We start from the raw sequence: 23,190 nt of genomic DNA, 5'->3' as shown, positions 1-23,190 counted from the left end.
ACTTTCCCGGGCCAGCTGGTGGAGACCGCCTTCGAAGTGAACCGGGAGATGGTGTGGCGCCGTCAGTCGCCGGTTGGGTGGGGGCGGATGAGCAGGAGGGCGATGTCGTCGCGGCGTGGGGCGGACCGTTCGGCATGGCGGATGAGGTCGTCGGCGAGATTGCCCAGGTCGTGGATCCGGGCGTGTGCGAGGTGCTGGGCGAGGGCGTTGGTGGTGTCGTCGATGTCGACGCCGGGGGATTCCACGAGGCCGTCCGTGTACAGGACGAGTACGGCGCCGGGCAGGAGGGGGATTTCGGTGGTGGGGTAGTCGGCATTCGGGTCGATGCCGAGCAGAAGTCCGGTGGGCAGGCGCAGGACTTCGGTGTGTCCGTCGGGATGGCGGAGCAGGGCCGGAGGATGTCCTGCGGTGGCGAGGTGGGCACGGTGGTGGACGAGATCGAGTTGTGCGACCAGGCAACTGGTGAACAGCCCGGCGTCGAGGTCGGTGAGGAGGCGTTCGTGCGGGTGAGGAGGTCGCCAGGGCGCGTGCCGGCGGCCGCGTGGGCGTGGACGGCGGTGCGGACCTGTCCCATCAGGGCGGCGGCGGTGGTGTTGTGGCCCTGGACGTCACCGATCGCCGCCGTGGTGGCGAGGGGTGCGTGGATGAGGTCGTAGAAGTCGCCCCCGATGTCCATGCCGTGGCCGGCGGGCTGATAGCGGGCGCCGATGTCCAGTCCGGGGACGTGGGGCAGTGCGTGGGGCAGCAGAGCGGTCTGGAGGGTGTGGGCGAGGGCGTGTTTGGCGTCGCAGAGGCGGGCGCGGTCCAGGGCCTGGGCGATCAGTCCGGCGAGGGAGGTGAGAAGGGCGCGTTCGGCGGGGACGAAGGTGCGTGGCCGGTCGTAGGAGAGGGCGACGGATCCGATGACGCGGCTGGAAGCGGTCAGGGGCAGGAAGGCCCAGGCGCTCCTGGCCTTGTAGCGGGGTGCCTCGGGGTAGGCGCGCCGGAAGTCGGCGAAGGTGGGGAAGAAGGCCGGATCACCCGAGGCCAGTGCCTCTGTGGCCGGGGTGTGGGAGGTCAGGCGCGTACCGTCGAAGGGTCTGAGGAACTCGGCGCTGTAGCCGCGGTGGCCGATGATGTGCATGCGGCCCTCCTCGGCGACCATGAGGACCAGACCCTGGGGGCCGAAGGCGGGCACGATCTGGTCGGCGACCACGTCGATCACGTCATGGACGCTCGCGGCCTCGGCGAGGGTGGCCGCCAAGTGCGTCAAGTGGTACAGCGCCATCGCGCCGACCGGTTCGTCGGATGCCGGAGTCCGCGCGGCGACCGTTTCCCCCGTGGAGGGCGTGATGTGGACGCTGATGCCGCTGTCGTCGGGGTAGAGCTCGAAGAGGAGTGCCGTTCCCGGGGGGCGCACGGCGGTGAAGGAAGTGGGCCGACAAGTGACCACCGCTGCCCGGTAGCTGTCTTCGCTGACCGGGGCGTGCATCCACGGCAGTACGTCCCAAGGGCGATTCCCCGTGAGCGAGGCGGCGTCGGCGCCCATCAGTTCGGCACCCGCGGAGTTGATGAAGGTGAGCCGGCCGTCGAGGTCCACGGTGCAACAGCCGACCGGCAGGCGTTCGGTGAATTCGAGCGCGGCCCTCGCCCGGTCGGGATCGGCCCCTTTGAGCGGTGGCGGAAGCGACCAGGGTTCCTCGGGGGGCAGCAGCGGAGTGCCGTGGTCGGCGGCTCGCTCAAGAAGATCCGTCACCTGCCCACAGCATGTGCTGACCGCTTCACGCTGATGCGGGCTGAGCCGTGGCGGCTGGCTGACGGGCCACAGCAACACGATGCCGCCCCACACCACGGTGCCGCTGGTGAAGGGGGCCGCCGCAAGCATGAAGTCGTACGGCAGCACGAGGCCCAGCTGCGGGTAGCGACGCGCCACCTCCTCCCGGCTGTCCAGCCACACCAGATGGCCATGGCGCATGGCATCCGCGACCGGCGTCGACGCGTCCACGAAGGCGCGGGCCCAGGGCGCGGCGATCTCCTGGGAGACACCGCACGTCAGAGCGAGCCGCAGCAGTCGTTCGCCGGGCGGCAGCAGGTAGAACAGGCCAATCGACGCGCCGGTCTCGCGCATCACGTCAGCCATGAGGGATTCCATATGCCCCTTACCGGGGCCGGAGCCGGAGGGCTCATGCATGGGCACTACCCGGCCCTCGTAGCGGATGCGGTGGCCGGGTGAGTGCGGGCCTTCCGGGAGCGGCCGACGCGTGCGGTGGGCGCCTCCCGAGCAACCGTGTCCTGGCCACCACGGCCTCCTGCCAATGGCGGCATGGGCACCAGGCCGCCTGCCGGTGCGCGGGCCGGGGGCCCTGGCGGCCGTGCGCCGACCACCTCAGAAGAGGAGTGCCGCACCAGTCGCACCGAATATCGCGCATATAGGGACAATACGCACATATGGGCATGACGTCCATGGTGGTGTGACGGCACAGTGTGGTGGTGTGACGGCACAGTGTGCGCGAATCGTGCCACTGAGGGGCACGGGCTCATTCGCCACGGCGCCGTTCACGGTTTCGCGATGCCGTCCCATCGCGGCGTGCGACACCAGCCTGGGCATCCGCGACCTCGCACCGTTCGCGATCCGGGCAGTCGTACATCTGCCGGCCACCGCCATCGAGGAGGGCCGGAACCTGTCCCCGATGACGGCGGTCTGGCCGGCACCGCCTACCGTCTGCTGCCCGGCAGACGACTCAGCCTCACTTCAGGTGTCGGCCGAAGAAACGGTCCCCGTCCTCGACCTCGAACCACGGAGTGCCGGTGTGCCCGCCCATATTGGCGTGCAGCGTCTTCTCCTTGCTGCCGAAGGCGTCGAACAGGTCCAGGGCCCGTTGCCGGGGGTTCCCCTCGTCGTCCCACTGCAGCAGGAACAGCAGCGGAACGGTGACCCGCCGGGCCTCCTCGCGCTGGGCGAGGGGCACGTACCCCCCGGCGAAGAAACCGGCGGCCGCGACGCGCGGCTCGACCACCGCCAGCCGAATGCCGAGGGCGGCCCACCCCGAGTACCCGACCGGGCCGCCGATCCCGGGCAGCTCAAGGAGGGCGTCCAGAGTGCTCCGCCAATCCGGGACCGCGTTCTCGACCAGCGGGCCGATGAACGACTCGAAGATCTCGTCGACCGGCTCACCGGCCCGCATCGCCCGCCGGAGGTCGACACGGGCCTGATCGTCGGCGGCGGAACGGGGCCGGTCGCCGCAGCCGGCGGCGTCGATGGCGGCGACCGCGTAGCCGCGTGCCGCGGTGTAACGGGCCCGGGCCACCAGCCGGGGTTCCGCCTTGGGCAGGCCGTTGTTGTGGGCCATCAGGACCAGCGGGACCGGTGCGGCGGATTCAGGCGTCCACAGGGTGCCGGGAATCTCGCCGAGGGAGAATGCGCGTTCGAGGACGCCCTCGTCGAGGCGCTGCTCGGAAGTGAAGTGCATCGTCGTGCCTTTCGGGAGTGCTCAGAGCGGCGCTCCCGGACGACCTATCGCCCGACCGTGACCCCGGAGGGGAGCACCCATGTCGATACTGCGTTCACGGGTACCACCTCCACGTTCTCTCGCACGGCCTCCGGGAAAGTAGCACTGGCCGCCGTGGTCCGCCAACGGGTTTTCGCGGAGGCTCCGCGGCCGGACGCACCAGGACTATCGGACAGGTGGAGCGTCGACGATGCGATAGCCCACTCCGGGCGTCGTCGTGATGACCGGCGGGCTGCCCAGTTTGCGGCGCAACCGGCCGATGGTGACGGTCACCGTATTGGTGAACGGGTCGGCGTTCTCGTCCCACACCTGTTCCAGGAGGTCCTCGGCGCTCAGGAAGCCCGGGCTGGCGCGCAGCAGCGCCTCCAGCACGGCGAACTCCTTGACGGACAGCTCCTGGGGACGGCCGTCGCGCAGGGCGGTCCGGCGTACCGGGTCGAGTTCAATGCCGGCGGCGCGCAGCGTGCGGGCCCGGGCGGTCGGCCTGCGGCGGGCCAAGGACCTAATGCGCAGGACCAGTTCCGGGAAGTGAAAGGGCTTGGCGAGATAGTCGTCGGCGCCGAGGGTGAGACCGCTGACCCGGTCGCCGGGCGCCCCGGCCGCGGTCAGCATCAGCACCATCGCGCGATCGTCCCGCTCGGTGATCATCTGGCAGAGCGTGTCGCCGTGGATGCGGGGCAGGTCGCGGTCGAGGACCACCACGTCGTACGCGTTCACGTCGAGCTTGGCGGCGGCGGCCAGACCGTCGTGCGCGACGTCGACGGCCATCCCCTGGTCCCGCAGACCCTCGGCGACGACTTCGGCGAGCGACCGAGCGTCCTCCACGACAAGAACCCTCACGGTGTCATCCTTCACAACCGGCTGCCGACGGCAGCACCGCCGCGACGCACAGGCCGCCCTCCGGCCGGGCGAGGAGGGCGAGGCGGCCGCCGTGCGCTTCGACGATCGCCGCGACGATCGACAGCCCCAGACCTGAGCTCCCCTCCGACCCCGTCCGGTCGGCGCCCAGGCGCTCGAACGGTCGCGTGAGCCCGTCCACCTGGCTCTGGTCGAGGACGCGTCCGCCGTTCTCGACGACAAGGCGTGTCTCGGTGTCGTCGTGTTCGGCGGCGATCCGGATCCAGCCGCCTTCCTGATTGTGCACGACCGCGTTGTCGACCATGTTCTCCACCATCCGGGACAGCAGCGCCGGACTCCCCCGCGTCCAGGCGTTCGGCAACACCTCGTCATCGACGGACAGTGTCTTCGCGGTGATGGCGGCCGCCCGAGCGGTCAGCGCCTCCTGTGCCAGCTCGCCGAGCGACACGGAGGTCCGGTCGGCCAACGTGCTGTGCTGCGCCCGCGCGAGCACGAGGAAGCCGTCCAGCAGGTGGTCCACCCGGTCGAGCTCGATCCGCAACCGGTCGGCGAGTGCGGTGGTCTGCGCCGCGGGCTCCGGTTTGGCGACGGCGACGTCCAAAGACGCCCGCATCGTAGCCAGCGGCGTACGCAGTTCATGCGCGGCGTTGCCGACAAACCGGCGCTGCGCGACGAATGAGGCTTCGAGGCGCTCCAGAAGACCGTCGACGGTGTCGGCGAGCTCCTTGACCTCGTCGACGGGGCCGGCCACGGCGAGGCGCTGATGAAGGCTCTCCGCGGAGATCCGCCGTGTCGCCGCGGTGATCAGCCGCAGTGGGCGCAGTACCCGGCCGGCGAGGACCCGGCCGAGCAGGAGTGAGACGCCCACCATCACCACCAGCGCGATCAGCGAGCCGACCAGCAGCTGGTGGTTCTGCTGCGCGTGCACGTCCGCGAGTTGCCTCCGCAGATCGCGGATCTGCTGCTCGGCGCCGGCGAGGTCGGGCGGGCCGCTCGGGGGCTGTTCAGGAGCGACGCTTGTCAACCGGCTGCCGGACATCAGGAAGGTCAGGGCGAGCAGCACGGTGCCGGATCCGAGGAATCCCGCGGCGTACAGGATCGTGAATCGCCGTCCAACGGTCGCGCTCCGTAGCTTGCCCATGGTCCTCTTCCCCCACTCGGGTCCGCCCGGACTCAGGATGTCCCACCGCACCTAACAGCGGCATGACAGGGGTGGTTCGGATCCTGTCATGGCCGGATCCGTAGAACCGGATCCATGCATACGGCGAACGAACCCACGACCAACGAACCACTCCGGCGGGAATGGACCGGCTTCCGGCGTCCGGGCCGGCTGATCTCCATGGCGGCCGCGGCTCTGGTCGTCATCACCTTCGGACTGCTCTACGCGTTCGGCAACCACGCGTCCTGCGACGGCCCGTGCCCGGCCGAACCTGTCGGGCCGGACGGCTCCCTCGTCAACGACCAGTTCTACTTCCTGCATCGCGATCTCGGCGAGAGCGGCAGCATCACCGTCCGGATGACCTCCATGACGGGCACGATCACCTACCCGCCGCCGAACCATGACCAGATCGTCCCGGGCCTGGTGCCATGGGCGAAGGCCGGGATCATCATCAAGGACGGGGTCCAACAGGGCTCCTCCTACGCGGCGTTGATGCTCACCGGCAGCCACGGCGTGCGAATGCAGTACGACTACCGCCATGACACCGCGGGCAGCGCCGGTGGGGTCTCGGCCAAGTCGCCGCGCTGGCTGCGGCTGACGCGGTCGGGCGACACCATCACCGGCTACGAGTCCGCCGACGGCGAGCGGTGGGCCAAGGTCGGCACGGCGAAGCTGTCCGGGCTGCCCAGGACCGTGCGGGTCGGCCTGTTCGCCACCTCTCCCGGAGACCTGACGCTACGGCCTGTCGGCCTGGGCGGTGCCACGGAAGAGGTGCGCTTCACGCAAGCCGGCGCTGTCTTCGACAACGTCGGCCTCCAGGGCTCGGCCACCAACGGGGGCTGGAGCAAAGACGCCGTCGGCGAGATGAACCGGACCGACTGGGAGAAGTACCACAAGGCGTCCGGGGCCGTTGAGGAGAACGGCACGTTCACCGTCACCGGCATAGGCGACATCGGGCCGGCAGGTTCCGGGAGCGTCGGCCGCCCGGTGGAGCGTACCCTCGGCGGACTGGCCTTCGGGCTGGTCATCGTGCTCGTGGTCGCCGTTCGGTTCGTCACCTCCGAGTACCGCCGCGTGCCCGCGCGCGCTGTGCCGGTCACCCGACGAATGCTCATGGCGAAGGCGATCGTCGTCGGGGCCGTCACGTTCGTGACGGGTCTCCTCGCCGTGGGCATCGTGATCCCGGTCGGCGTGGCGATCCTGAAGGGGAACGGGATCCCCGTCATCGACGTGTCTGCGCTCACCGGGGTGCGGGTCGTTCTCGGTACGGCCGCCGTACTCGCCCTCGCCGCCGTGCTCGCGCTCGCGCTCGGCGCCCTGCTTCGGCGGGCGTGGATAGCGATCCTCGTCGCCGTCCTGACGATCGTGGTCCCGTACGTCATGACCTCCTTCCCACTGCTGGCCGACGGCCTGTCACAGTGGCTGCTGCGGGTCACTCCGGCCGCCGGATTCGCCGTCCAGCAGACCCTCACCGAATATCCGCAGGTCGTCGCCCACTACGCGCCCTCGGCCGGATTCTTCCCGCTTCCGTGGTGGGGCGGGATCGCTGTGCTGTGCGTGTACGCGGTGATGCTTCTGGGGCTTGCTCTCAGCCGCCTCCCGCGAGGAGGTCAGCGGGCCGGGCGGCCGGCGGACTGGAGGTGACCCTTGACGGCGCGGGGGCCCGCGGGTCCCCGCGCCGTCACCGCGGCCGGCGCCACCGCCACCGTGCGCACCCCACCAGCACGCCGGTGTTCGGGAACACCTTCCGCGCTCGGTTCATGACGGGCGCCCGCCGAACTGCCAGTTGTGTACCTCGATGTCCGCGTACCCGTCCGAGGTCAGGACGGCGCGTGCCGTCTCCGGGTCGGGCGCTCGGATCAGCACCGCTGTGCCCAGCCAGGTGGCGCCGTCGTCGGACAACAACGGCCCGTAAGCGATCAGATCGTCCCGGACGGGCGGCACCGCGAGGTCCACGGCCTGCCCTGTGCCGAGGCCGAGCACCAGGTACCGGTTGCCGCCGGTCCGGCCACCGGAGAAGTCCCACATGGTGCGTCCCAGTGTGTTGCGCCACCGTCGCAGTAGCACGTCCCGGTAGACGCCGGCCTGGTAGTTCGGCTCGTCGAAGGCGAACGCGCGGGCGGCGGTGGGATCGGGCAGGTCGACCATGTGCACGCTTCCGGTGGGTGTGTCGCCGTCGTCGGCGAGGGTCGGGCCCCGGGCGATCATCTCCTTCGCGTACTGGTCCATATAAGACCAATGCTCTTCCAGCAACTCGTACCGCAGCACCGCGGAGTCGGGCCGGTCACGGTGATAGCAGAGGAACTCCATGCCCAGAGGATCTCTCCAAGGAGATATCCAGGTCGAGCGACTTTCCTCGCGACGGTTGCTCGGGAGCCTCCCCCAGAGGCACGTGTGCCGACTCCGTGCGGGCCTGGTCGGGCCGACGGTCACGACGAGGACCCCGCGCCGCGGCGGTCACGCCGAGGACCCCGCGCCGCCTGCGGCCGTTCGTGGACCTTCCCGATGACCGTCAGCGGCAAGGTCCACAAGGTCGAACCGCGGGAGGCCGGCGGCGCGGGACCCTCGGCCGGGTGATGAGCCGGATCAGCGAATCCGGGTGACCCGGTGCTCCTTCAGGGCGGCGCAGTTGGAGTTCTCCACCGACACGTACACGTTGTCGATGCTGCCGCCCCAGCTCACGCAGTAGCCCTTGCCGTAGACGTAGGAGGGTCCCGCGTACGACGTGTAATTCCCGGAGTCCCCGGCCCACTCGTCGGTGTCGGGGACGTAGATGTACGCGGACATGTACGTGGCCGTGCCGGGGTTGGCGCGGATGGTGGCGACGCAGTTCTTGCCGTTCGAGGAGTTGTACGTCAGGTACACGGTGCCCAGCTTGCCGACGGGCACCGAGTTCACGGTCTTGTAGGCGCTGCCGCAGACGCCCTGCGGTGTGACGTTGGGTGCGGCGGAGGCGGTCGTGCTGAACGCGGTCGTGGCGCCAGCCGCCAGTGCGGTTAATGCCCCGACGGCCACGATATTGCGTGTGATGCTCATATTTCCCCCTTGATTCCCTGAGAGCCGTTTGCTCCCACTTGATGTGACCCGCGAGCGGCACGGATGGTTGTGCCGTGTTCACGTTGACGGTGACGCCGCGCCGACGCGCAGGACGTTGACACCGCCCAGGACACTCGGGAACCACGGTCGGGAACTGGCGCGATTCGTCGCGCTGGCTTGCGGTCCCGGCCGATACGCCCGTCACACCGGACGTCGAGGCAGACCCGAACTATCCGGTGCTCAGGTGTGAGGGATGGGCATCAGAGTGGCTTGATGCGGGCCTTGAGCAGGCAGAACTCATTGCCCTCGGGATCGGCCAGAACATGCCACGATTCCTCCCCTGTCTGGCCGATGTCGGCCGGGCGCGCACCGAGCTTCAGAAGGCGTTCGAGCTCGGCGTCCTGATCGCGGTCGGTGGCGTTGACGTCGATGTGCAGCCGGGATTTCGCCTCCTCCGGCTTATCACTGCGGCTGAGGAAGATCGTCGGCTGCGGGCCACCGAACCCTTCGCGCGGCCCGATCTCCACCGAGCCGTCGTGCTCGCGATCGAGCACGACGAAGTCCAGGACCTCGCACCAGAACCGCGCCAGCGCCTCGGGGTCGCGACAATCGAGCACGAGCTCACCGATACGACATGCCATGACGAAACCTGCCCTCAGCCGGGGGAACTGCCGGGGCGGGAGGCCATACGCGAACCTCATGCGCTCCCAGCAGTGAGAACGACCCCGCGACCGTACCGGACCAGCCGAGCACGGGCGAGGAGATTTCCGGGGCGAACAAGCTCATCGTCGGCACATGAGCTTCACCCGGCCGGTAGCCCCCGTAGCGGCGGACCTGGTCGGCGGCCGGCCGCCCGGCTCGGTCAGTCGGCGTGCAGCGCCTGGAGCCGGCTGTCCGCGCTTGCCAGCAGCATGTCCAGAGCGACCGGGTAGGCGCTGTGGTTCATGCGTGCGGCGAGCAGCTGTGCGGTCGCCGCGATGTGCGGGTACTTCTCGGCCGGCAGCCGGGCGTAGGTGGATTCCCATTGCCGTTCGTCGGAGGTGCGGGAGGTCTCGGTCAGGGCGAGGGTGCCGGCGTCGAGGGCCGCGAAGGCCAGGCTCTGGTCGATGAAGGCGTGGAAGACCAGGACCGCGTCGGCGTCGGGGAAGCCGGCGGTGCGCAGGATGCCGAGGACTGTCTCGTCGGCGGCGATCTCGCGGGGGCGACCGGTCACACGGCCGGCGGTGAGCACGGCGGCCTGCGGGTGGTCGAGGTAGGCGCCGTGGATGCGCCGGCCGAGTTCGCGCAGGTCGGTGCGCCAGTCTCCGGTGGCGGTCCAGCCGTCGAGGGCTCGGCCGATCAGTTCCTCGCCGATGGCGAGGGTGAGGCCGTCCATGCCGTCGAAGTACCGGTAGAGGGTGCTGGGGTCGGCGCCGAGGGCGGTGCCGAGGCGGCGGACGGACAGCCCGGCGCTGCCGTGTTCGCGCAGCATTCGCAGGGCGGTCTCGATGATCAGCCGTTCGGACAGGACGGTTCCCTGCCGGGTGGGGCGCCGCCGTCTGCGTGCCCCTTCGGGTACCACTTGTTTGGCCATCGCGTATGCCTCTCGTGCCGGAGGACGGACGATCCCGCCCCGCCGGGCCGGTACCCGGTCCTTATGCCAACACCATTGACTTTAACTCGTGCGCCCGGCTTTCATCCCCTCCCATGGGGCGCGGATCGCGCGTACCCCACGGAGAGAGGGTTTCCTCATGCGTGTTCTGCTTGTTGGCGCCGGTGGCGTCGGTACCGCGATCACCCGGATCGCGGCCCGCCGGGATTTCTTCGGCCACTTCGTGGTCGCCGACTACGACCTCACGCGCGCCGAGGCGGCCGTGGCGGCGCTGGACGACGGCGCGGGCCGGTTCATCGCGCGCCGTATCGATGCCTCCGACCAGGCCGCGGTCACCGCCCTGCTCGCCGAGGAGAGGTGCGACGTGCTGCTGAACGCCACCGATCCGCGTTTCGTGATGCCGCTGTTCGAGGCCGCTCTCGCGGCGGGCAGCCACTATCTGGACATGGCGATGTCGCTGTCCCGGCCGCACGCCGCGCAACCGTACGCGCGGTGCGGGGTCAAACTGGGCGACGAGCAGTTCGCGCGGGCCGACGCGTGGCAGAAGTCGGGCCGGCTGGCGCTGGTCGGCATGGGGGTGGAACCCGGGCTGTCGGACGTCTTCGCCCGGTACGCGGCCGACGAACTGTTCGACGAGATCGAGGAGATCGGCGTCCGCGACGGAGCGAATCTGACCGTCGAGGGATACGACTTCGCCCCGTCCTTCAACATCTGGACGACGATCGAGGAATGCCTGAACCCGCCGGTGGTGTACGAGCGCGAGCGGGGCTGGTTCACCACCGAACCGTTCAGCGAACCGGAGGTCTTCGACTTCCCCGACGGCATCGGCCCGGTCGAGTGCGTCAACGTCGAACACGAAGAGGTACTGCTGGTGCCGCGCTGGGTGGACGCCCGGCGAGTCACCTTCAAGTACGGGCTGGGGGACGACTTCATCGACAAGCTGAAGACCCTGCACGCGCTGGGCCTGGACGCGACAGAGCCGGTCACGGTCCGCGACGCGGACGGCGCGCCGGTGCGGGTCTCCCCGCGTGACGTGGTCGCCGCCTGCCTGCCGGACCCGGCCACGCTCGGCGAGCGTATGACGGGCAAGATCTGCGCGGGCACCTGGGTGAAGGGCGTCAAGGACGGCCAACCGCGCGAGGTGTACCTGTACCACGTGGTCGACAACCAGTGGTCGATGCGGACGTACGGTTCCCAGGCCGTGGTGTGGCAGACCGCGATCAACCCGGTTGTCGCGCTTGAGCTCGTGGCCGGCGGGGTGTGGGCGGGGACCGGCGTCCTGGGCCCGGAGGCTCTCCCGCCGCGCCCGTTCCTGGATCTGCTGACCGCGTACGGCTCCCCGTGGGGGATCCGCGAGCACGGCTCCGAACAGCAGGACTGACTCTGACACCCCCCCAGGTCATGCGTTCCATACGCGCAGCGCGGACCACTGGAGGACGGCGAAACCGGCGACGGTCAGCGCCTGCACGGGGATCCAGACGGCGCCGGCCGTGGTCGGGGCGAGCCAGAGCGCGAGCGCGGCGACGCTGACGACGGCCCACAGCAGATTCGCCTCGACGACCACCTTCACGGGTAGCCGCGGCGGCCGGTGACGGGTGGCGAGAAAGCCGACTCCGGCCCCGAACAGGGTGAGAAATACGCCGAGGCCGAGCAGGAGGGTGTCGTCGACCCCGAGCAGCCGGCCGAGTGGCCCGGATGCCGCGACGTACGCCAGTCCGTTGACGCCGGTGGTGAGAGCGTCGAGGGCGAGGAACCGGCGCAGCATGGTCTGCGGCGCAGTGGTGCGGGCGATGCCGGCGAGCAGAGTTGCGGACATGGCGAGACAGCCTCCATCGAGGTCGTACCGGTTGGCGGGAGCCGGTACCCGGACGGAGTGCGCCGCCCGGGTTCCGGTACCGCAAGGCTGCCAAGTGAAGCGGGAGGCGTCGATTACGCGCGAGGTAATGGAGACAGGGGCCCGGCGGGCGTACGTGACGCCCCCGGGCCCGCTCCTTGGCCGCTCTGGGCCCGCGTCAGCTCGCCAGCGGCAGCGCCTTCCGCGACGGCACCGCGCTCAGCATCTCCGCTCCCACCGGCTCCCCGCTGTCCGCGTCCAGGAAACTGACGCGGACGACGGGATCGCCGGGGGTGTCGCGGCTGAAGGTCGCGTCGAGTGCGAACACCACGGAGACCGGCCGGGCATCCTCCGCCGTCTCGTACACACCCGAGAAGAGGAGAACGCGCCAGCCGTCCTCCTCCCAGTGGTCCAGCAGAGCCGACCGGACCACGGGTGAAGCCGCTTGCCAGGCAAGGGAGTTCTCCAGTAGCTCGACGCTCGCGGCGACCGGCACATGGCCTCCCGCCCCGGTGCCGAAGAGCGGATGCCCGAAGACACGCAGCCTCGCCCGACGCAACGGCAGCAGCCACCACCGGTCGAGATCGGCCGAGAGCGCGATCAGTACGATCGCGGCGGCGGCCAGGAACCCCAGCGACCCGGCGGGTTGCCCGGAGACCGTGGACCACCAACTGTCATGCGCCACGGCCGCCGCCACACCGCCCATCAGCACCACCGCGGCGCGTGCGAACGCGCGCCAGGTGATCGGCGTGTCCTCGTTCGCCGAGCAGCCGCACGACGACTCCGGGGCACGTGCCCGACCGTAGCCGAGATAGCCGAGAAAGCCCGCGCCGAGCAGGGCTGCGGCCGCCCCCGGCACCGGGTTCACCGGCGCGGCCAACAGCCCTGCGGCGATGAGCAGTTCTCCGGCGCCGACAGCGCGCAGCACCAGTGCCGCGCGCTCGCTGCTGCTCAGCATGCGGGCCAGCGCCGTCTTCGGCGCCGCGAGCACGGTGCCACGGCTGAACAGCTTGACCGCGCCGGTCCAGCCGAGCAGACCGGCAAGGACCAGCGGGGCGAGGCCCGTTGTCAGTGAGAGCATCTCCGCGTCCTCCACCTCACTCCCGCCGGTCAGTGCCCGACCGAGACACGGACGACGTCCACGGAGTTGTCGGACGGCCGCCAGGCTCCGAGAACCTGGGCGCTCTGCCCGATGCGCAACCGGGACAGGTCGGACGTGAGCGCGCGGCCCGCGTACGAGGCATTCGTGGTGTCCGCGAGGACGTTGCCGACGACTTCGTGCCGGCCGTGGGCGAGGTGGAGCCGGTTCTTCGCGATGCCGCGGATCTGGGTGTCGAGGTTCACGATGTTCACCCATACCGCGTCGGCGGCGACGGTGCCGTCGGGCATCGGCACACCACGGGCGTAGAGACCGTCACCGATCTCGATCGCCGCGGCGGTGACGGCCCGGACCTTCCACACACTGGTGGCGTTGGTCATCTGGACACGCGCGTGGTCACCGTAGGAGCCGGCGACCTCCAGGATGCTGCCGGTGATGCCGGTGATCCGGCCCTCCACGAAGGAGGACTTCGCGATCGCGGGGTCGAGTGACGGCTCGGCGGCGAAGGCGGCGTCGGCGTCGATGCCGCCGAGCGCGGTCGCTCCGACGATGGTGGCGCCGCTGAGGGCGGCGGTGGTGAGGAAGCGACGGCGGCCCAGGCCGCGGTGGTCGCCTTGGCGAGAGGTCATGTCCGCGTCCTTTCTCACTCGTAGATGTAGACCGGCAGCTTGCCGGAGCTGAGGTTGCCGATGGCCGAGAAGGCGGCCGGGGTCAGATCCAGGACGCGGTTGGTGCGGCAGGCGCCGTTGCAGCAGGCTGCCTCGCCGCACCATTCCTTCGTCCGCGGTCCGCAGTCGGTGATCGTGATGCACACCGTCGCGCCGGAACACTGGTGTCTGACGTTCATCACGGCGCCGCAGCCGCGTCTGGGTATGTTCTCGCCGCACAGGTCGGGCCGGGTGATGTCCCAGCATGCCTGTGACGCGTTGGGCCAGGCGCCGTGGTTGGCGCTTGACCGGCAGTTGCCGCAGGCGCCTCCGCCGGCGCTGCCGCACGGACCCCACGCGGATCCGCAACAGAACCAACTCGTTTCACCAGCCCACAGGCTGGTCGATCCGCAAGCCATGGTGCCGCCTCTCTCCGTTCAAAATTGACGTGCATATGTCAAATTCGCGAGAAGGTCGCGCGCTTGAAGCACCCCCATGATGCTGTTATCTACGCGCGTTGGCTAGAGGGCGGCTTGAGAGCCACCTTCACCGCGAGCCTTACCCGGCCGGGGCCGGGTCCGTGGCGATCCCTGATCGGGGACGGCGCCCGTATGCCGGCCGGACCAACCCCAAATGCCCCAGTTGCGAAGTTGATTGACACCACGTCAGCCGGGTGATTAGAAAGTCCACGCCCTGACCGGCTCCGTTCGCGTGAGGTCGCTTCCGATCCAAGGAGACGGCCTGGTTCCGCATGCCCTTGACAGCTGGTCAGAACCGGTATGCCAACGAAAGGAATGGCGTGAAACTCAGATACGGGCGGGCGATGGCCTGCCTCGTGGTCTCGGTGATAGCCGCGACCACGTTGCCACAAGTCGCGTACGCGGCACCGGTTTCGAGTGACGACAGCACGGCTGGAAGCGGCTGGTTCTCGGACGAGGCGAACGACCCGCCAAAACCGCCTCGGACCGGTGGAACTCCGACGCTGCCGGTGCGGGAGAAGCTCCCCAAGGGCAAGGCGGCTCCGAAGCCGAAGCGGGTCGGTGAGCTGCCCGCGCGACGTACGGCGCACGCGCGGTACTGGCAGTTGTCGGACGGTCGGGTGCAGGCCGAGGTGTCAGCGACGCCGACGGGGTATCGGTCGGGGAAGTCGTGGAAGGACATCGACCCGACGGTCCGGCCGAGTTCGGTCGCGGGTTTCCCGTTCGCCAACACGTCGAACGCGGCGCGTACGTCGTTCGGTTCGGATGCGGGCCGGCTGCTGCGGTTCGAGGCCGAAGGTCACACGGTGACGCTGGGCCTGAAGGGTGGTGCGGGGAAGCTGTCTCCGGAGGCTGCCGGCGACACGGTCACCTACAAGAATGTCGTCGCCGGGGCCGACCTCTCGTATCAGGTCGGCCCGGGGCAGGTGAAGGAGAACATCGTTCTCGACCGGAAGCCTTCGGGTCCGGTGTCCTTCACCTTCACGCTTGACGCGGGTGGTCTGGCGCCGAAGGCGAACAAGGACGGTTCGATCTCGTTCTACGGTGAGGGCGCGGACCCGGTCCTGGTGATCCCGGCCGCTTTCATGACGGACGCGAAGAAGAACGCGGCCTCGGCCTACGGCACGGGCTACAGCTCCGCGGTGACGCAGAAGCTGGCCAAGTCCGGCCAGGACTGGACGCTGACGGTCACCCCGGACGCCAAGTGGCTGGCGGCGCCCGAGCGGCAGTATCCGGTCGTCATCGATCCGACCATCTCGATCGCTCCGACGCCGACGACGGCGCAGGACGTGATGATCTCGTCGGACGGTCCGGCGACGAACTACAAGGACAACTGGCGTCTGTCGGTCGGCAACACCACGACCGGCACCTCGCGCGCGCTGATCCGCTTCCCGATCACCGGCGTCCCCGCCGGGACGAAGCTGGACTCGGCCGACCTGAAGCTGTGGTTCGACCAGACACACACCACGGGCGATTCCGAGGTGCGACTGGAGGCGCACCGCGCCACCCAGGCGTGGAGCGAGGACCAGGCGACGTGGAACAGCGCGAACGCCCTCACCGGTGAGCTGTCCGGTACCTCGGTGCTGGTGGACAACGGTGAGGCGGGACGTACGGCCGCGGTGGGCGCGTGGCCGGCGTCGGGGAACACGGCGTACACGCAGTACGCGGTGAACCAGACGTACATGTACAACAAGGATTCGGTCGCGGGTGACACGTACACCTGGCAGCCGAGCCTCCCGGAGGACGGCACGTACCAGGTCGAGACGCACTACGTCCCGGCCGAGGACCGCGCGACCAACGCCCCGTACACGGTCACGTACGACGGCGGCACCAAGCAGTACCTCGTCAACCAGCAGACCGGCACGGCCGGCGTGTGGAAGACGCTCGGCAGCCACCCGTTCAAGGCGGGCACGCTCGGCAAGGTCGTCCTCGGTGACGGTCCCGCGTCGACGACCACGGCGGTGCTGGCCGACGCGATGCGGTTCACCAAGGGCGGTGTGGTCACCAAGCAGCCCGGTGAGCTGAACACATGGCACACCTTCCCCGTGACGAAGACGGTCCAGCAGTGGATCGACGGCACGTACCCGAACAACGGCTTCGTGATCAAGGCCGGTGACGAGTCCGCCAACGGCCCGAAGGGCGGCCCTCGCTATGAGGGCAGCGAGTTCGGATACGGCGGTGAGACCGCGAACTACCCGCGTCTGCTCCTGACCTTCGGGCGGCAGGGCGTCGACCTCGCCGCCCCGACCACGATCCACGACACCGGTGCGGAGCTGTCCTGGTCCGCGTACGACGACCTGGATCCGATCGGCACCGGTGACGACCTTGTGGAGTACCAGGTCCACCGGTCGATCAACCAGACCTTCACGCCGTCGGCGGCGACGCTCGTCGCACCGGTCGCGCCGGGGACGACCTCGTACACGGACACGTCGGCGACGCCGACCAAGGCGGACGACCCGGACCCGTTCGGCCGCGCGTACTACTACATGGTCGCCGCCAAGACCAAGGACGGCCAGGTCGTCGCCGCCCCGACCCAGCTGGTCCGCCTGCCGAAGGCCGGACGGACGACGAAGGTCCTGGACGCGACGCAGGACACCACCTTGTCCTCGTCCCGTACGACATCGACGCACGACACCATCGACGACGGAGGCCCGAAGAACTGGCTCAGTGTCGGCAACAACTCCCCCACCTACGGCGACACCCGCGCCGTCCTGAAGTTCCCGGCCCTCGGTATCCCGGCGACGGCACGCGTCCTGGACGCCAAGGTCCGCCTGTGGTCGACCCAGACCGCCACCGACGCACCCGGCGCGCTGTACGAGATCCGGCCGCTGACGCGGGACTTCGACGAGGCCACCGCCACGTGGGTCAAGGCGAACGCCACGACCAACTGGACGAGCGGCGGCGGTGACTTCGGCGCGGTCGTGGGCGACACGGGCGCGAAGACGAACGACCCGGCCCGCCACGACTGGAACATCACCTCTCTCGCCCAGTCCTGGGTGACCACGCCCGCCTCCCAGCAGGGCGTGGTCATCAAGATGGCCGACGAGTCGGCACAGCAGGAACGCACCCTGTTCCTGTCCTCCGAGGGCACTGAGCAGCGTCTGCGCCCCAGAGTCGTCGTCACGTACATCGACTCCACCACCGAGTCCACGTACTACGCGCCGCAGACCCCCGCGCGCATGACCCCGAACAGCGACTACACGGTCGACCTCACGCTCACCAACACGACCACCGGCACCTGGAACGCGGCCGATGACGTCCTCACCTACAAGTGGACCCTGCCGGACGGCACGGATGTCACCAACGGCGGCAACCAGGTTCACACGGCGCTACCGCACGATGTCGCCCCCGGTGAGACGGTGCACCTACCGGCGCGGGTGAAGACACCGATCAACTCGGACAACGGCAACAAGCGCACCGACTCCGTACTGACCTGGGACGTCTACAACAAGACCGCCGACAGGTGGCTCTCCGGCACCACCGGCATCCCGGGTCTGAAGCAGAACGTGGCGGTCGAGGATCCGACCTCCAACCAGCTCGGCATGGAGAAGTTCTACTCCTACACGGGCAAGAACACCGGCGCCGGCTCCACGGTGATGAACAACCTGGCCGCCGGTAACAGCGTGTGGCAGTACAACGCGTTCAACAACCCCGGCCGAGGCCTCAACACATTCTTCCGGGCGGCGTACAACTCGCTGGACACCTCGGACACGGTCGCCGGCCACGGCTGGTCGTTCCAGGCCGCGGGCCCGATCAGGCTGGGTGCGCCGCTGGACTTCCACCCCAACCCGAACCCGACGGAGATCCGCCTCCCGGACGGCGACGGCACCACACACGTCTTCCGCAAGCAGGCCGACGGCACGTGGAAGGCCCCGGCCGGCGTCCACTACCGGATCACGCCGAAGGCGGGCCTGGACTGCACCCCGGCCAAGGACCCGATCCCGGACGCCTGGACGCTCACGCGCCCCGACGGCACCCGCTTCCTGTTCGGCTGCGACGGCTACATGACGTCCGCGATCGACAAGAACGGCAACACGCAGACGTTCACGTACGAGGAACGCAAGTCCAACAACAAGCCGACCAAGTTCCTGGTCTACATCACCGACCCGGCCGGCCGGCAGTCGCTCACGGTCGACTACTACGACAAGGCCGAGGCGACCTCGCCGAAGATCGAGGACCACGTCCAGTCGGTCACCGACATCTCGGGCCGCAAGCTCACGTTCGAGTACTCGGACAAGGGCCTGCTGACCAAGATGACCGACGGCGCGGGCTCGGACCAGCCGAAGGTCTTCGGCTTCACGTACGACGCCACGCAGGGCAACAAGAACGTCAAGCTGGTCCAGATCAACGACCCGCGGAACAACGCCACGAAACTGGCGTACAACGAGCCGTCGGCCGGTGACGACCCGAAGTACCACTGGTGGACGAAGGCGGTCACCGACCGTCTGAACGGGACGACCGGGTTCACGTACGCGGCCAACGCGTCGAACGCGAAGTTCACCGACGCCCAGGTGACGGACGCGGAATCGCACACCACCTCCTATGTGGCGGACGACTTCGGCCGTCCGGTGCAGACGACGAACGCCAAGTCCCAGACCACCAAGATGGCGTGGGACGCGGACAACAACGTCACATACCTGGAGGAGGCCAACGGCGCCAGAACCGCGTACTGCTACGACCAGTCGACCGGCTATCCGCTCTGGTCGCGGGACGCGGAGAACAACAAGTCCGGTGTTCCCGCCGCTTCGGAGTGTGCTCCGGCTACGTACCCGGCCAACTCGCAGCGGTACAGCTACCAGACCCGTCCGGACGGCTACTCAGCCGACCTGTCCACCAAGACCTCTCCGGAGGGCCGTAAGTGGCAGTTCGGCTATGACCCGTTCGGCAACCTCAAGACGGTCACCGACCCCAAGGGTGTCGCGACGTCGACGCCGGGCGACTACACCACCACGTACGAGTACGACGCCTACGGTCAGATGACCAAGACGGTCGACGCCAACGGCAACCCGACGACCAACAGCGACTTCGGTCCCACGGGTTACCCGGCGAAGATCACCGACGCGCTGGGCAAGGCGACGTCCTTCGTCTACGACGGGCGCGGCCAGGTCCGCGAGATCACCGACGCGCTGGGCAAGAAGACCACGCAGGCGTACGACGCGTTCGGCCGCCCGATGGTGAAGACGGTGCCGAAGGACCAGGCGGCGGGCGTCCTGATCACCATGCCGGCGCCGGTGTACGACGCGAACGACAACGTCATCAAGGCGACCGCGCCCAATGGTGCGCAGTCCACGGCGGTGTACGACGCGGCGGACCAGATCAGCTCGGACAACGCGCCGAAGGACACGCCCACCTCCAGCGAGCGCAAGACGGTCTTCACCTACGACAAGGTCGGCAACCTCAGGACGACGACCGAGCCGAAGGGCGCACTGACCACGTCGGATGCGACCGACTACGTCACGACCAACGCGTACGACGAGATCTACCAGCTCACCTCCGTGGTGAACTCCGACCAGGACAAGATCTCCTACACGTACGACAACGTCGGCAACGTCACCCAGATCGTCGACCCGAAGAAGAACGCCACGGCGGACACGTCCGACTACCTGACCAAGACCGCCTACGACCTGAACCGCCGGGTCACCACGGTCACGAACGCGGCCGGCAAGTCCACCTCGACCACCTATGACAAGGACTCCCTGGTCATCCAGACCAAGGACGCCGAGGGCAACATCACCTATGTCGACTACGACGAGCGCGGTAAGCAGAAGGAGGTACGGGTCCCTTACGAGGGCTCCACGTTCCGCACGACCCAGTTCGAGTACGACCAGGTCGGCAACACCACCAAGGTGATCACACCGCGGGGTACGGCAACGGCCACCGCGGACGACTTCGCCCAGCGCACCGAGTACGACGCGCTGAACCGTCCGGTCAAGCAGTTCCAGCCGTACGACCCGGCCGACGGCCGCTACAACAGCCCGAACGTCTACACCCAGACGGTGTACGACGCGGTGGGCCGGGTGACGAAGAGCTCGCTGCCGCCGTCGGAGGGCCAGACGGTCCGCAACGACACGGTCTTCGAGTACTTCGACAACGGCTGGACGAGGAAGTCCACCGACCCATGGGACATCACCACCACCTTCGACTACACCGAGCTGGGGCAGCAGAAGGCCCGCACGCTCACCTCCGCGGGCGGTTCCTCGGACCGCACCATGACATGGTCGTACTACGCCGACGGCAAGCTGAAGTCCAAGGCGGACGACGGCGTTCCGGCGGGCAAGTCGGTGGTCCTGGTGGACAACTCCGACACCCAGCACACCTCGCCCACAGGTACGTGGGCGACGGGCGACATCGCCGGGCAGCAGGGCTACGACCACCGCACGCACGCGGCCGGCACGGGCACCGACGCCTACACGTGGACGCTGAACATCCCCAAGGACGGCGACTACACCGCGTATGTGAAGTTCCCGAAGGTGACCGGCGCCGCGACCACGGCGAGGTACACCCTGTCCCAGGGCACGACCAGCCACCCGGCGGTGACCAAGGACCAGAACGCGTCCACGGGCACCTGGGTGCCGCTCGGCTCCTACAGCCTCAAGCAGGGCAACGACGCCAAGCTGAAGCTGGAGCAGAACGCCGGTGGGATCGTCGTCGCGGACGCGGTCAAGCTGGTGCGGGACACCTCGGGCGAGACCGACGGCGAGTCGAAGTCGTTCGCCTACGCCTACGACGTCAACGGCAACCTGACCTCGATCGACGACACCTCCTCCGGTGCGAAGATCGACGCCTACACGATCGCCTACACGGGCCTCAACCAGGTCCAGAAGGTGACCGAGGCGCTCGCCGGCCAGGAGAAGAAGGCCACGTCGTACGAGTACGACGCCAATGGCAAGCCGGAGACGATCACCCACCCCGACCAGTTCTCGAAGTACGCCTACGATCCGCGTGATCTGGTTCAGTCGGTCTCGGTGGGCAAGAGCGCCACGGACGCCTCGCCGAAGGTGACGTCCTACACGTACACCGACCGCGGGCTGAAGCTCCAGGAAACCAAGAACAACAAGAACACGGTCGACTACACCTACTACCTCAACGGTGCGGTCAAGACGGCCACCGAGAAGAAGCCGAACGGCACCCTCGTCTCCTCGCACACCTACGCCTACGACCCCAATGGGAACAAGGCGCAGGACGTCGCGAAGAAGATGAACGCCGACAACAACGCGGCGTACCTCGAATCGACGACGGACTACACCTACAACCCCGCGAACCGGCTCGCCAAGTCGGTCAAGACCGGCAACGGCGCCGGTACCGAGACGTACGTCCACGACGACAACGCCAACGTCATCAGCCAGACGGTCAAGGGCACGTCCACGACGTACACCTACGACCGCAACCGGCTGCTCTCGGCGACGGTGGGCGGCTCGACGGCCACCTACAACTACGACCCGTTCGGCCGTCAGGAGTCCGTCACCGGCGGTGGCAAGGTCATCGAACGCTCGGTGTACGACGGCTTCGACCATGTCGTCGAGTCCCAGAAGATGGACGACGCCGGCGCGCTGAAGTCGACGAAGTACGCCTTCGACCCGCTGGACCGCACGACGTCCAAGACGACCGACGGCAAGACCACCGACTTCACCTACCTCGGCCTCTCGACCGAGGTGCTGGGTGAGGAGGTCGCCGGCGAGCTGACCAAGTCGTACCAGTACAGCCCGTGGGGCGAGCGCCTGTCGCAGGTCGCGCACAACAGCGACGGCACCAGCGAGGACGGCTACTACGGCTACAACTCGCACACCGACGTCGAAACCCTCACCGACAAGGACGGCAACTCCAAGGCCACCTACGGCTACACGGCCTATGGCTCGGACGACGAGTCCGAGTTCACCGGCATCGACAAGCCCGACGCCGGTGACCCGACGAAGGAGGCCTACAACCCCTACCGTTACAACTCCAAGCGGTGGGACGCCCACGCCGGCACCTACGACATGGGCTTCCGGGACTACAACCCCGGACTCAACCGGTTCACCAGCCGGGACATGTACAACGGTGCCCTCGCGGACATGGGCCTCGGCTCGGATCCCTACACCGGGAACCGGTATGCCTTCACCGGTGGCAACCCCACGACCTTCGTGGAGATCGACGGGCACTGCTTCGGGTGGGATGCCTGCGAGGAATTCTTCGATGACGCCGCGGACGTTGTCGTCGGTGGCGCGAAGAAGGCGAGGGGCGGCTGGCTCACCGTCGTCGACACGTTCCTCACCGGTATCGGCTGGTACAACGAAACGGCCTCCAACGGGTACACGTCCGAGCCCACGGGCGACCTCAGCAAGGGCCGGCTCATCACGCCCGAGAACGAGTGGGACTGGGTACCTGGAGCGGCGCGGTTCCCGTTCACACAGGACAACTGCGGCGATGGCCAGAGCGCGGTGTTCTACCAGCCACTCGACCAGTACGACCGGGCGCAGGGAGTGCGAGCCTGCCTCAACAGTGGCGACTTCAGCTGGATCAACGACAGCGGCCAGACGATCGGCAACTCCGACTCCATGATCGCGGGGTCTCCGGTTCCGCGTCCCATGAGGAATTACCCGGAGACCATCACCCCGGGCATGAAGGCGGGGATGAACCGCGGTCATCTGTTGGCCAATCAGCTGGGCGGCAGCGGAACCGACCGCCGGAATCTGGTCTCCTTGTACGCCAGGCCCAACAGGTCCAACATGAAGAAGGTGGAGAACCAGGTTGCCAGGATGGTGGAGGCGGGGGACTCGGTCTACTACGAGGTAACCGCCCACTACACCGGCCGAAATGCCGCTCCCGATTACCTGACCATCTATTGGCTGAACATGGACACCGGGGAAGTTCCACTCGATCCCATTACGATCTGGAATACACCCTCAGGGCTCCAGCCCTGAGTTAGCCGGCCAGTTCGCCTGAGATACACTGGGTGTGGGTGAATATCGCTGGTGATATTCACCCACACCCTTTTCCTTCTGAAAGGTTGCCGTATGTGG

At 68.4% G+C, this 23,190-nt stretch carries 14 protein-coding genes and 1 pseudogene; 3 read left to right on the top strand and 12 right to left on the bottom strand.

Translation table 11 applies throughout. The features are described 5' to 3' along the window. Positions 1-62: 62 nt before the first annotated feature. From ABTZ59_RS20740 to ABTZ59_RS20725, 4 genes and pseudogenes are all read right to left on the bottom strand, one after another. A pseudogene (locus ABTZ59_RS20740) lies at positions 63-2,170 on the bottom strand (SpoIIE family protein phosphatase). A gap of 556 nt (positions 2,171-2,726) precedes the next feature. Next, positions 2,727-3,449: a dienelactone hydrolase family protein gene (locus ABTZ59_RS20735; protein ID WP_351406415.1), complete on the bottom strand. Its 723-nt coding sequence runs from the start codon at positions 3,447-3,449 to the stop codon at positions 2,727-2,729. A 204-nt stretch (positions 3,450-3,653) separates the two neighbouring features. Next, entirely contained in the window at positions 3,654-4,328 is a 675-nt protein-coding gene (locus ABTZ59_RS20730; protein WP_351406409.1) for a response regulator transcription factor, read from the bottom strand. Between the two features lie 4 nt (positions 4,329-4,332). Continuing rightward, complete coding sequence (locus ABTZ59_RS20725; RefSeq protein ID WP_351406402.1) at positions 4,333-5,487, bottom strand: sensor histidine kinase; 1,155 nt, start codon at positions 5,485-5,487, stop codon at positions 4,333-4,335. 114 nt (positions 5,488-5,601) lie between these two features. On the opposite strand from ABTZ59_RS20725, the gene ABTZ59_RS20720 reads away from it, so the two are divergent. Beyond that, the gene (locus ABTZ59_RS20720) at positions 5,602-7,149 is read left to right on the top strand and encodes a DUF1349 domain-containing protein (RefSeq protein ID WP_351406397.1); all 1,548 of its coding nucleotides are present in this window, start codon (positions 5,602-5,604) and stop codon (positions 7,147-7,149) included. 114 nt (positions 7,150-7,263) lie between these two features. On the opposite strand, the gene ABTZ59_RS20715 is transcribed toward ABTZ59_RS20720, so the two are convergent. The 4 genes from ABTZ59_RS20715 to ABTZ59_RS20700 all read right to left on the bottom strand — a co-directional run bounded on the left by ABTZ59_RS20715 (position 7,264) and on the right by ABTZ59_RS20700 (position 10,114). Then, a complete protein-coding gene (locus ABTZ59_RS20715; RefSeq protein ID WP_351406392.1) occupies positions 7,264-7,815 on the bottom strand; it encodes a YciI family protein in 552 nt (183 codons plus the stop codon). A 276-nt stretch (positions 7,816-8,091) separates the two neighbouring features. Beyond that, complete coding sequence (locus ABTZ59_RS20710) at positions 8,092-8,541, bottom strand: spore-associated protein (RefSeq protein ID WP_351406387.1); 450 nt, start codon at positions 8,539-8,541, stop codon at positions 8,092-8,094. A gap of 260 nt (positions 8,542-8,801) precedes the next feature. Then, entirely contained in the window at positions 8,802-9,182 is a 381-nt protein-coding gene (locus ABTZ59_RS20705) for a VOC family protein (RefSeq protein WP_351406381.1), read from the bottom strand. A 221-nt stretch (positions 9,183-9,403) separates the two neighbouring features. Continuing rightward, positions 9,404-10,114 (bottom strand): TetR/AcrR family transcriptional regulator, encoded by a 711-nt coding sequence (locus ABTZ59_RS20700; protein ID WP_351406373.1) that lies wholly within the window; start codon positions 10,112-10,114, stop codon positions 9,404-9,406. 157 nt (positions 10,115-10,271) lie between these two features. Between ABTZ59_RS20700 and ABTZ59_RS20695 the strand changes: the two genes are divergently transcribed. Continuing rightward, a complete protein-coding gene (locus ABTZ59_RS20695) occupies positions 10,272-11,513 on the top strand; it encodes a saccharopine dehydrogenase family protein (protein ID WP_351406362.1) in 1,242 nt (413 codons plus the stop codon). 18 nt (positions 11,514-11,531) lie between these two features. On the opposite strand, the gene ABTZ59_RS20690 is transcribed toward ABTZ59_RS20695, so the two are convergent. From ABTZ59_RS20690 to ABTZ59_RS20675, 4 genes are all read right to left on the bottom strand, one after another. Continuing rightward, positions 11,532-11,948 (bottom strand): hypothetical protein, encoded by a 417-nt coding sequence (locus ABTZ59_RS20690; RefSeq protein WP_351406355.1) that lies wholly within the window; start codon positions 11,946-11,948, stop codon positions 11,532-11,534. A gap of 196 nt (positions 11,949-12,144) precedes the next feature. After that, entirely contained in the window at positions 12,145-13,047 is a 903-nt protein-coding gene (locus ABTZ59_RS20685; RefSeq protein ID WP_351406350.1) for a MauE/DoxX family redox-associated membrane protein, read from the bottom strand. A gap of 29 nt (positions 13,048-13,076) precedes the next feature. Further along, positions 13,077-13,694 (bottom strand): cell wall protein, encoded by a 618-nt coding sequence (locus tag ABTZ59_RS20680; protein ID WP_351406342.1) that lies wholly within the window; start codon positions 13,692-13,694, stop codon positions 13,077-13,079. Positions 13,695-13,708: 14 nt separating this feature from the next. After that, positions 13,709-13,912 carry an RlpA-like double-psi beta-barrel domain-containing protein gene (locus tag ABTZ59_RS20675; protein WP_326613926.1) on the bottom strand — a complete coding sequence of 68 codons (204 nt, stop codon included), beginning with the start codon at positions 13,910-13,912 and terminating at the stop codon, positions 13,709-13,711. A gap of 623 nt (positions 13,913-14,535) precedes the next feature. Here ABTZ59_RS20675 and ABTZ59_RS20670 point away from each other — a divergent pair. Beyond that, positions 14,536-23,091 carry a golvesin C-terminal-like domain-containing protein gene (locus tag ABTZ59_RS20670; RefSeq protein ID WP_351406772.1) on the top strand — a complete coding sequence of 2,852 codons (8,556 nt, stop codon included), beginning with the start codon at positions 14,536-14,538 and terminating at the stop codon, positions 23,089-23,091. The last annotated feature ends 99 nt before the right edge of the window (positions 23,092-23,190 follow it).

Origin of the sequence: Streptomyces sp. NPDC094034 (assembly GCF_040303865.1) — a bacterium.
Taxonomy (GTDB): Bacteria; Actinomycetota; Actinomycetes; order Streptomycetales; family Streptomycetaceae; genus Streptomyces.
Note: the sequence above shows the minus strand (reverse complement) of the source record. Positions and strands in the feature narration are given on the sequence as shown.

What these genes read in the sequence shown, in the direction of transcription:
- ABTZ59_RS20725 (WP_351406402.1), bottom strand. Translation starts at nt 5,487, where the DNA reads ATGGGCAAGCTACGGAGCGCGACCGTTGGACGGCGATTCACGATCCTG.
- ABTZ59_RS20690 (WP_351406355.1), bottom strand. Translation starts at nt 11,948, where the DNA reads ATGTCCGCAACTCTGCTCGCCGGCATCGCCCGCACCACTGCGCCGCAG.
- ABTZ59_RS20685 (WP_351406350.1), bottom strand. Translation starts at nt 13,047, where the DNA reads ATGCTCTCACTGACAACGGGCCTCGCCCCGCTGGTCCTTGCCGGTCTG.
- ABTZ59_RS20735 (WP_351406415.1), bottom strand. Translation starts at nt 3,449, where the DNA reads ATGCACTTCACTTCCGAGCAGCGCCTCGACGAGGGCGTCCTCGAACGC.
- ABTZ59_RS20695 (WP_351406362.1), top strand. Translation starts at nt 10,272, where the DNA reads ATGCGTGTTCTGCTTGTTGGCGCCGGTGGCGTCGGTACCGCGATCACC.
- ABTZ59_RS20710 (WP_351406387.1), bottom strand. Translation starts at nt 8,541, where the DNA reads ATGAGCATCACACGCAATATCGTGGCCGTCGGGGCATTAACCGCACTG.
- ABTZ59_RS20715 (WP_351406392.1), bottom strand. Translation starts at nt 7,815, where the DNA reads ATGGAGTTCCTCTGCTATCACCGTGACCGGCCCGACTCCGCGGTGCTG.
- ABTZ59_RS20720 (WP_351406397.1), top strand. Translation starts at nt 5,602, where the DNA reads ATGCATACGGCGAACGAACCCACGACCAACGAACCACTCCGGCGGGAA.
- ABTZ59_RS20675 (WP_326613926.1), bottom strand. Translation starts at nt 13,912, where the DNA reads ATGAACGTCAGACACCAGTGTTCCGGCGCGACGGTGTGCATCACGATC.
- ABTZ59_RS20670 (WP_351406772.1), top strand. Translation starts at nt 14,536, where the DNA reads ATGGCCTGCCTCGTGGTCTCGGTGATAGCCGCGACCACGTTGCCACAA.
- ABTZ59_RS20705 (WP_351406381.1), bottom strand. Translation starts at nt 9,182, where the DNA reads ATGGCATGTCGTATCGGTGAGCTCGTGCTCGATTGTCGCGACCCCGAG.
- ABTZ59_RS20680 (WP_351406342.1), bottom strand. Translation starts at nt 13,694, where the DNA reads ATGACCTCTCGCCAAGGCGACCACCGCGGCCTGGGCCGCCGTCGCTTC.
- ABTZ59_RS20700 (WP_351406373.1), bottom strand. Translation starts at nt 10,114, where the DNA reads ATGGCCAAACAAGTGGTACCCGAAGGGGCACGCAGACGGCGGCGCCCC.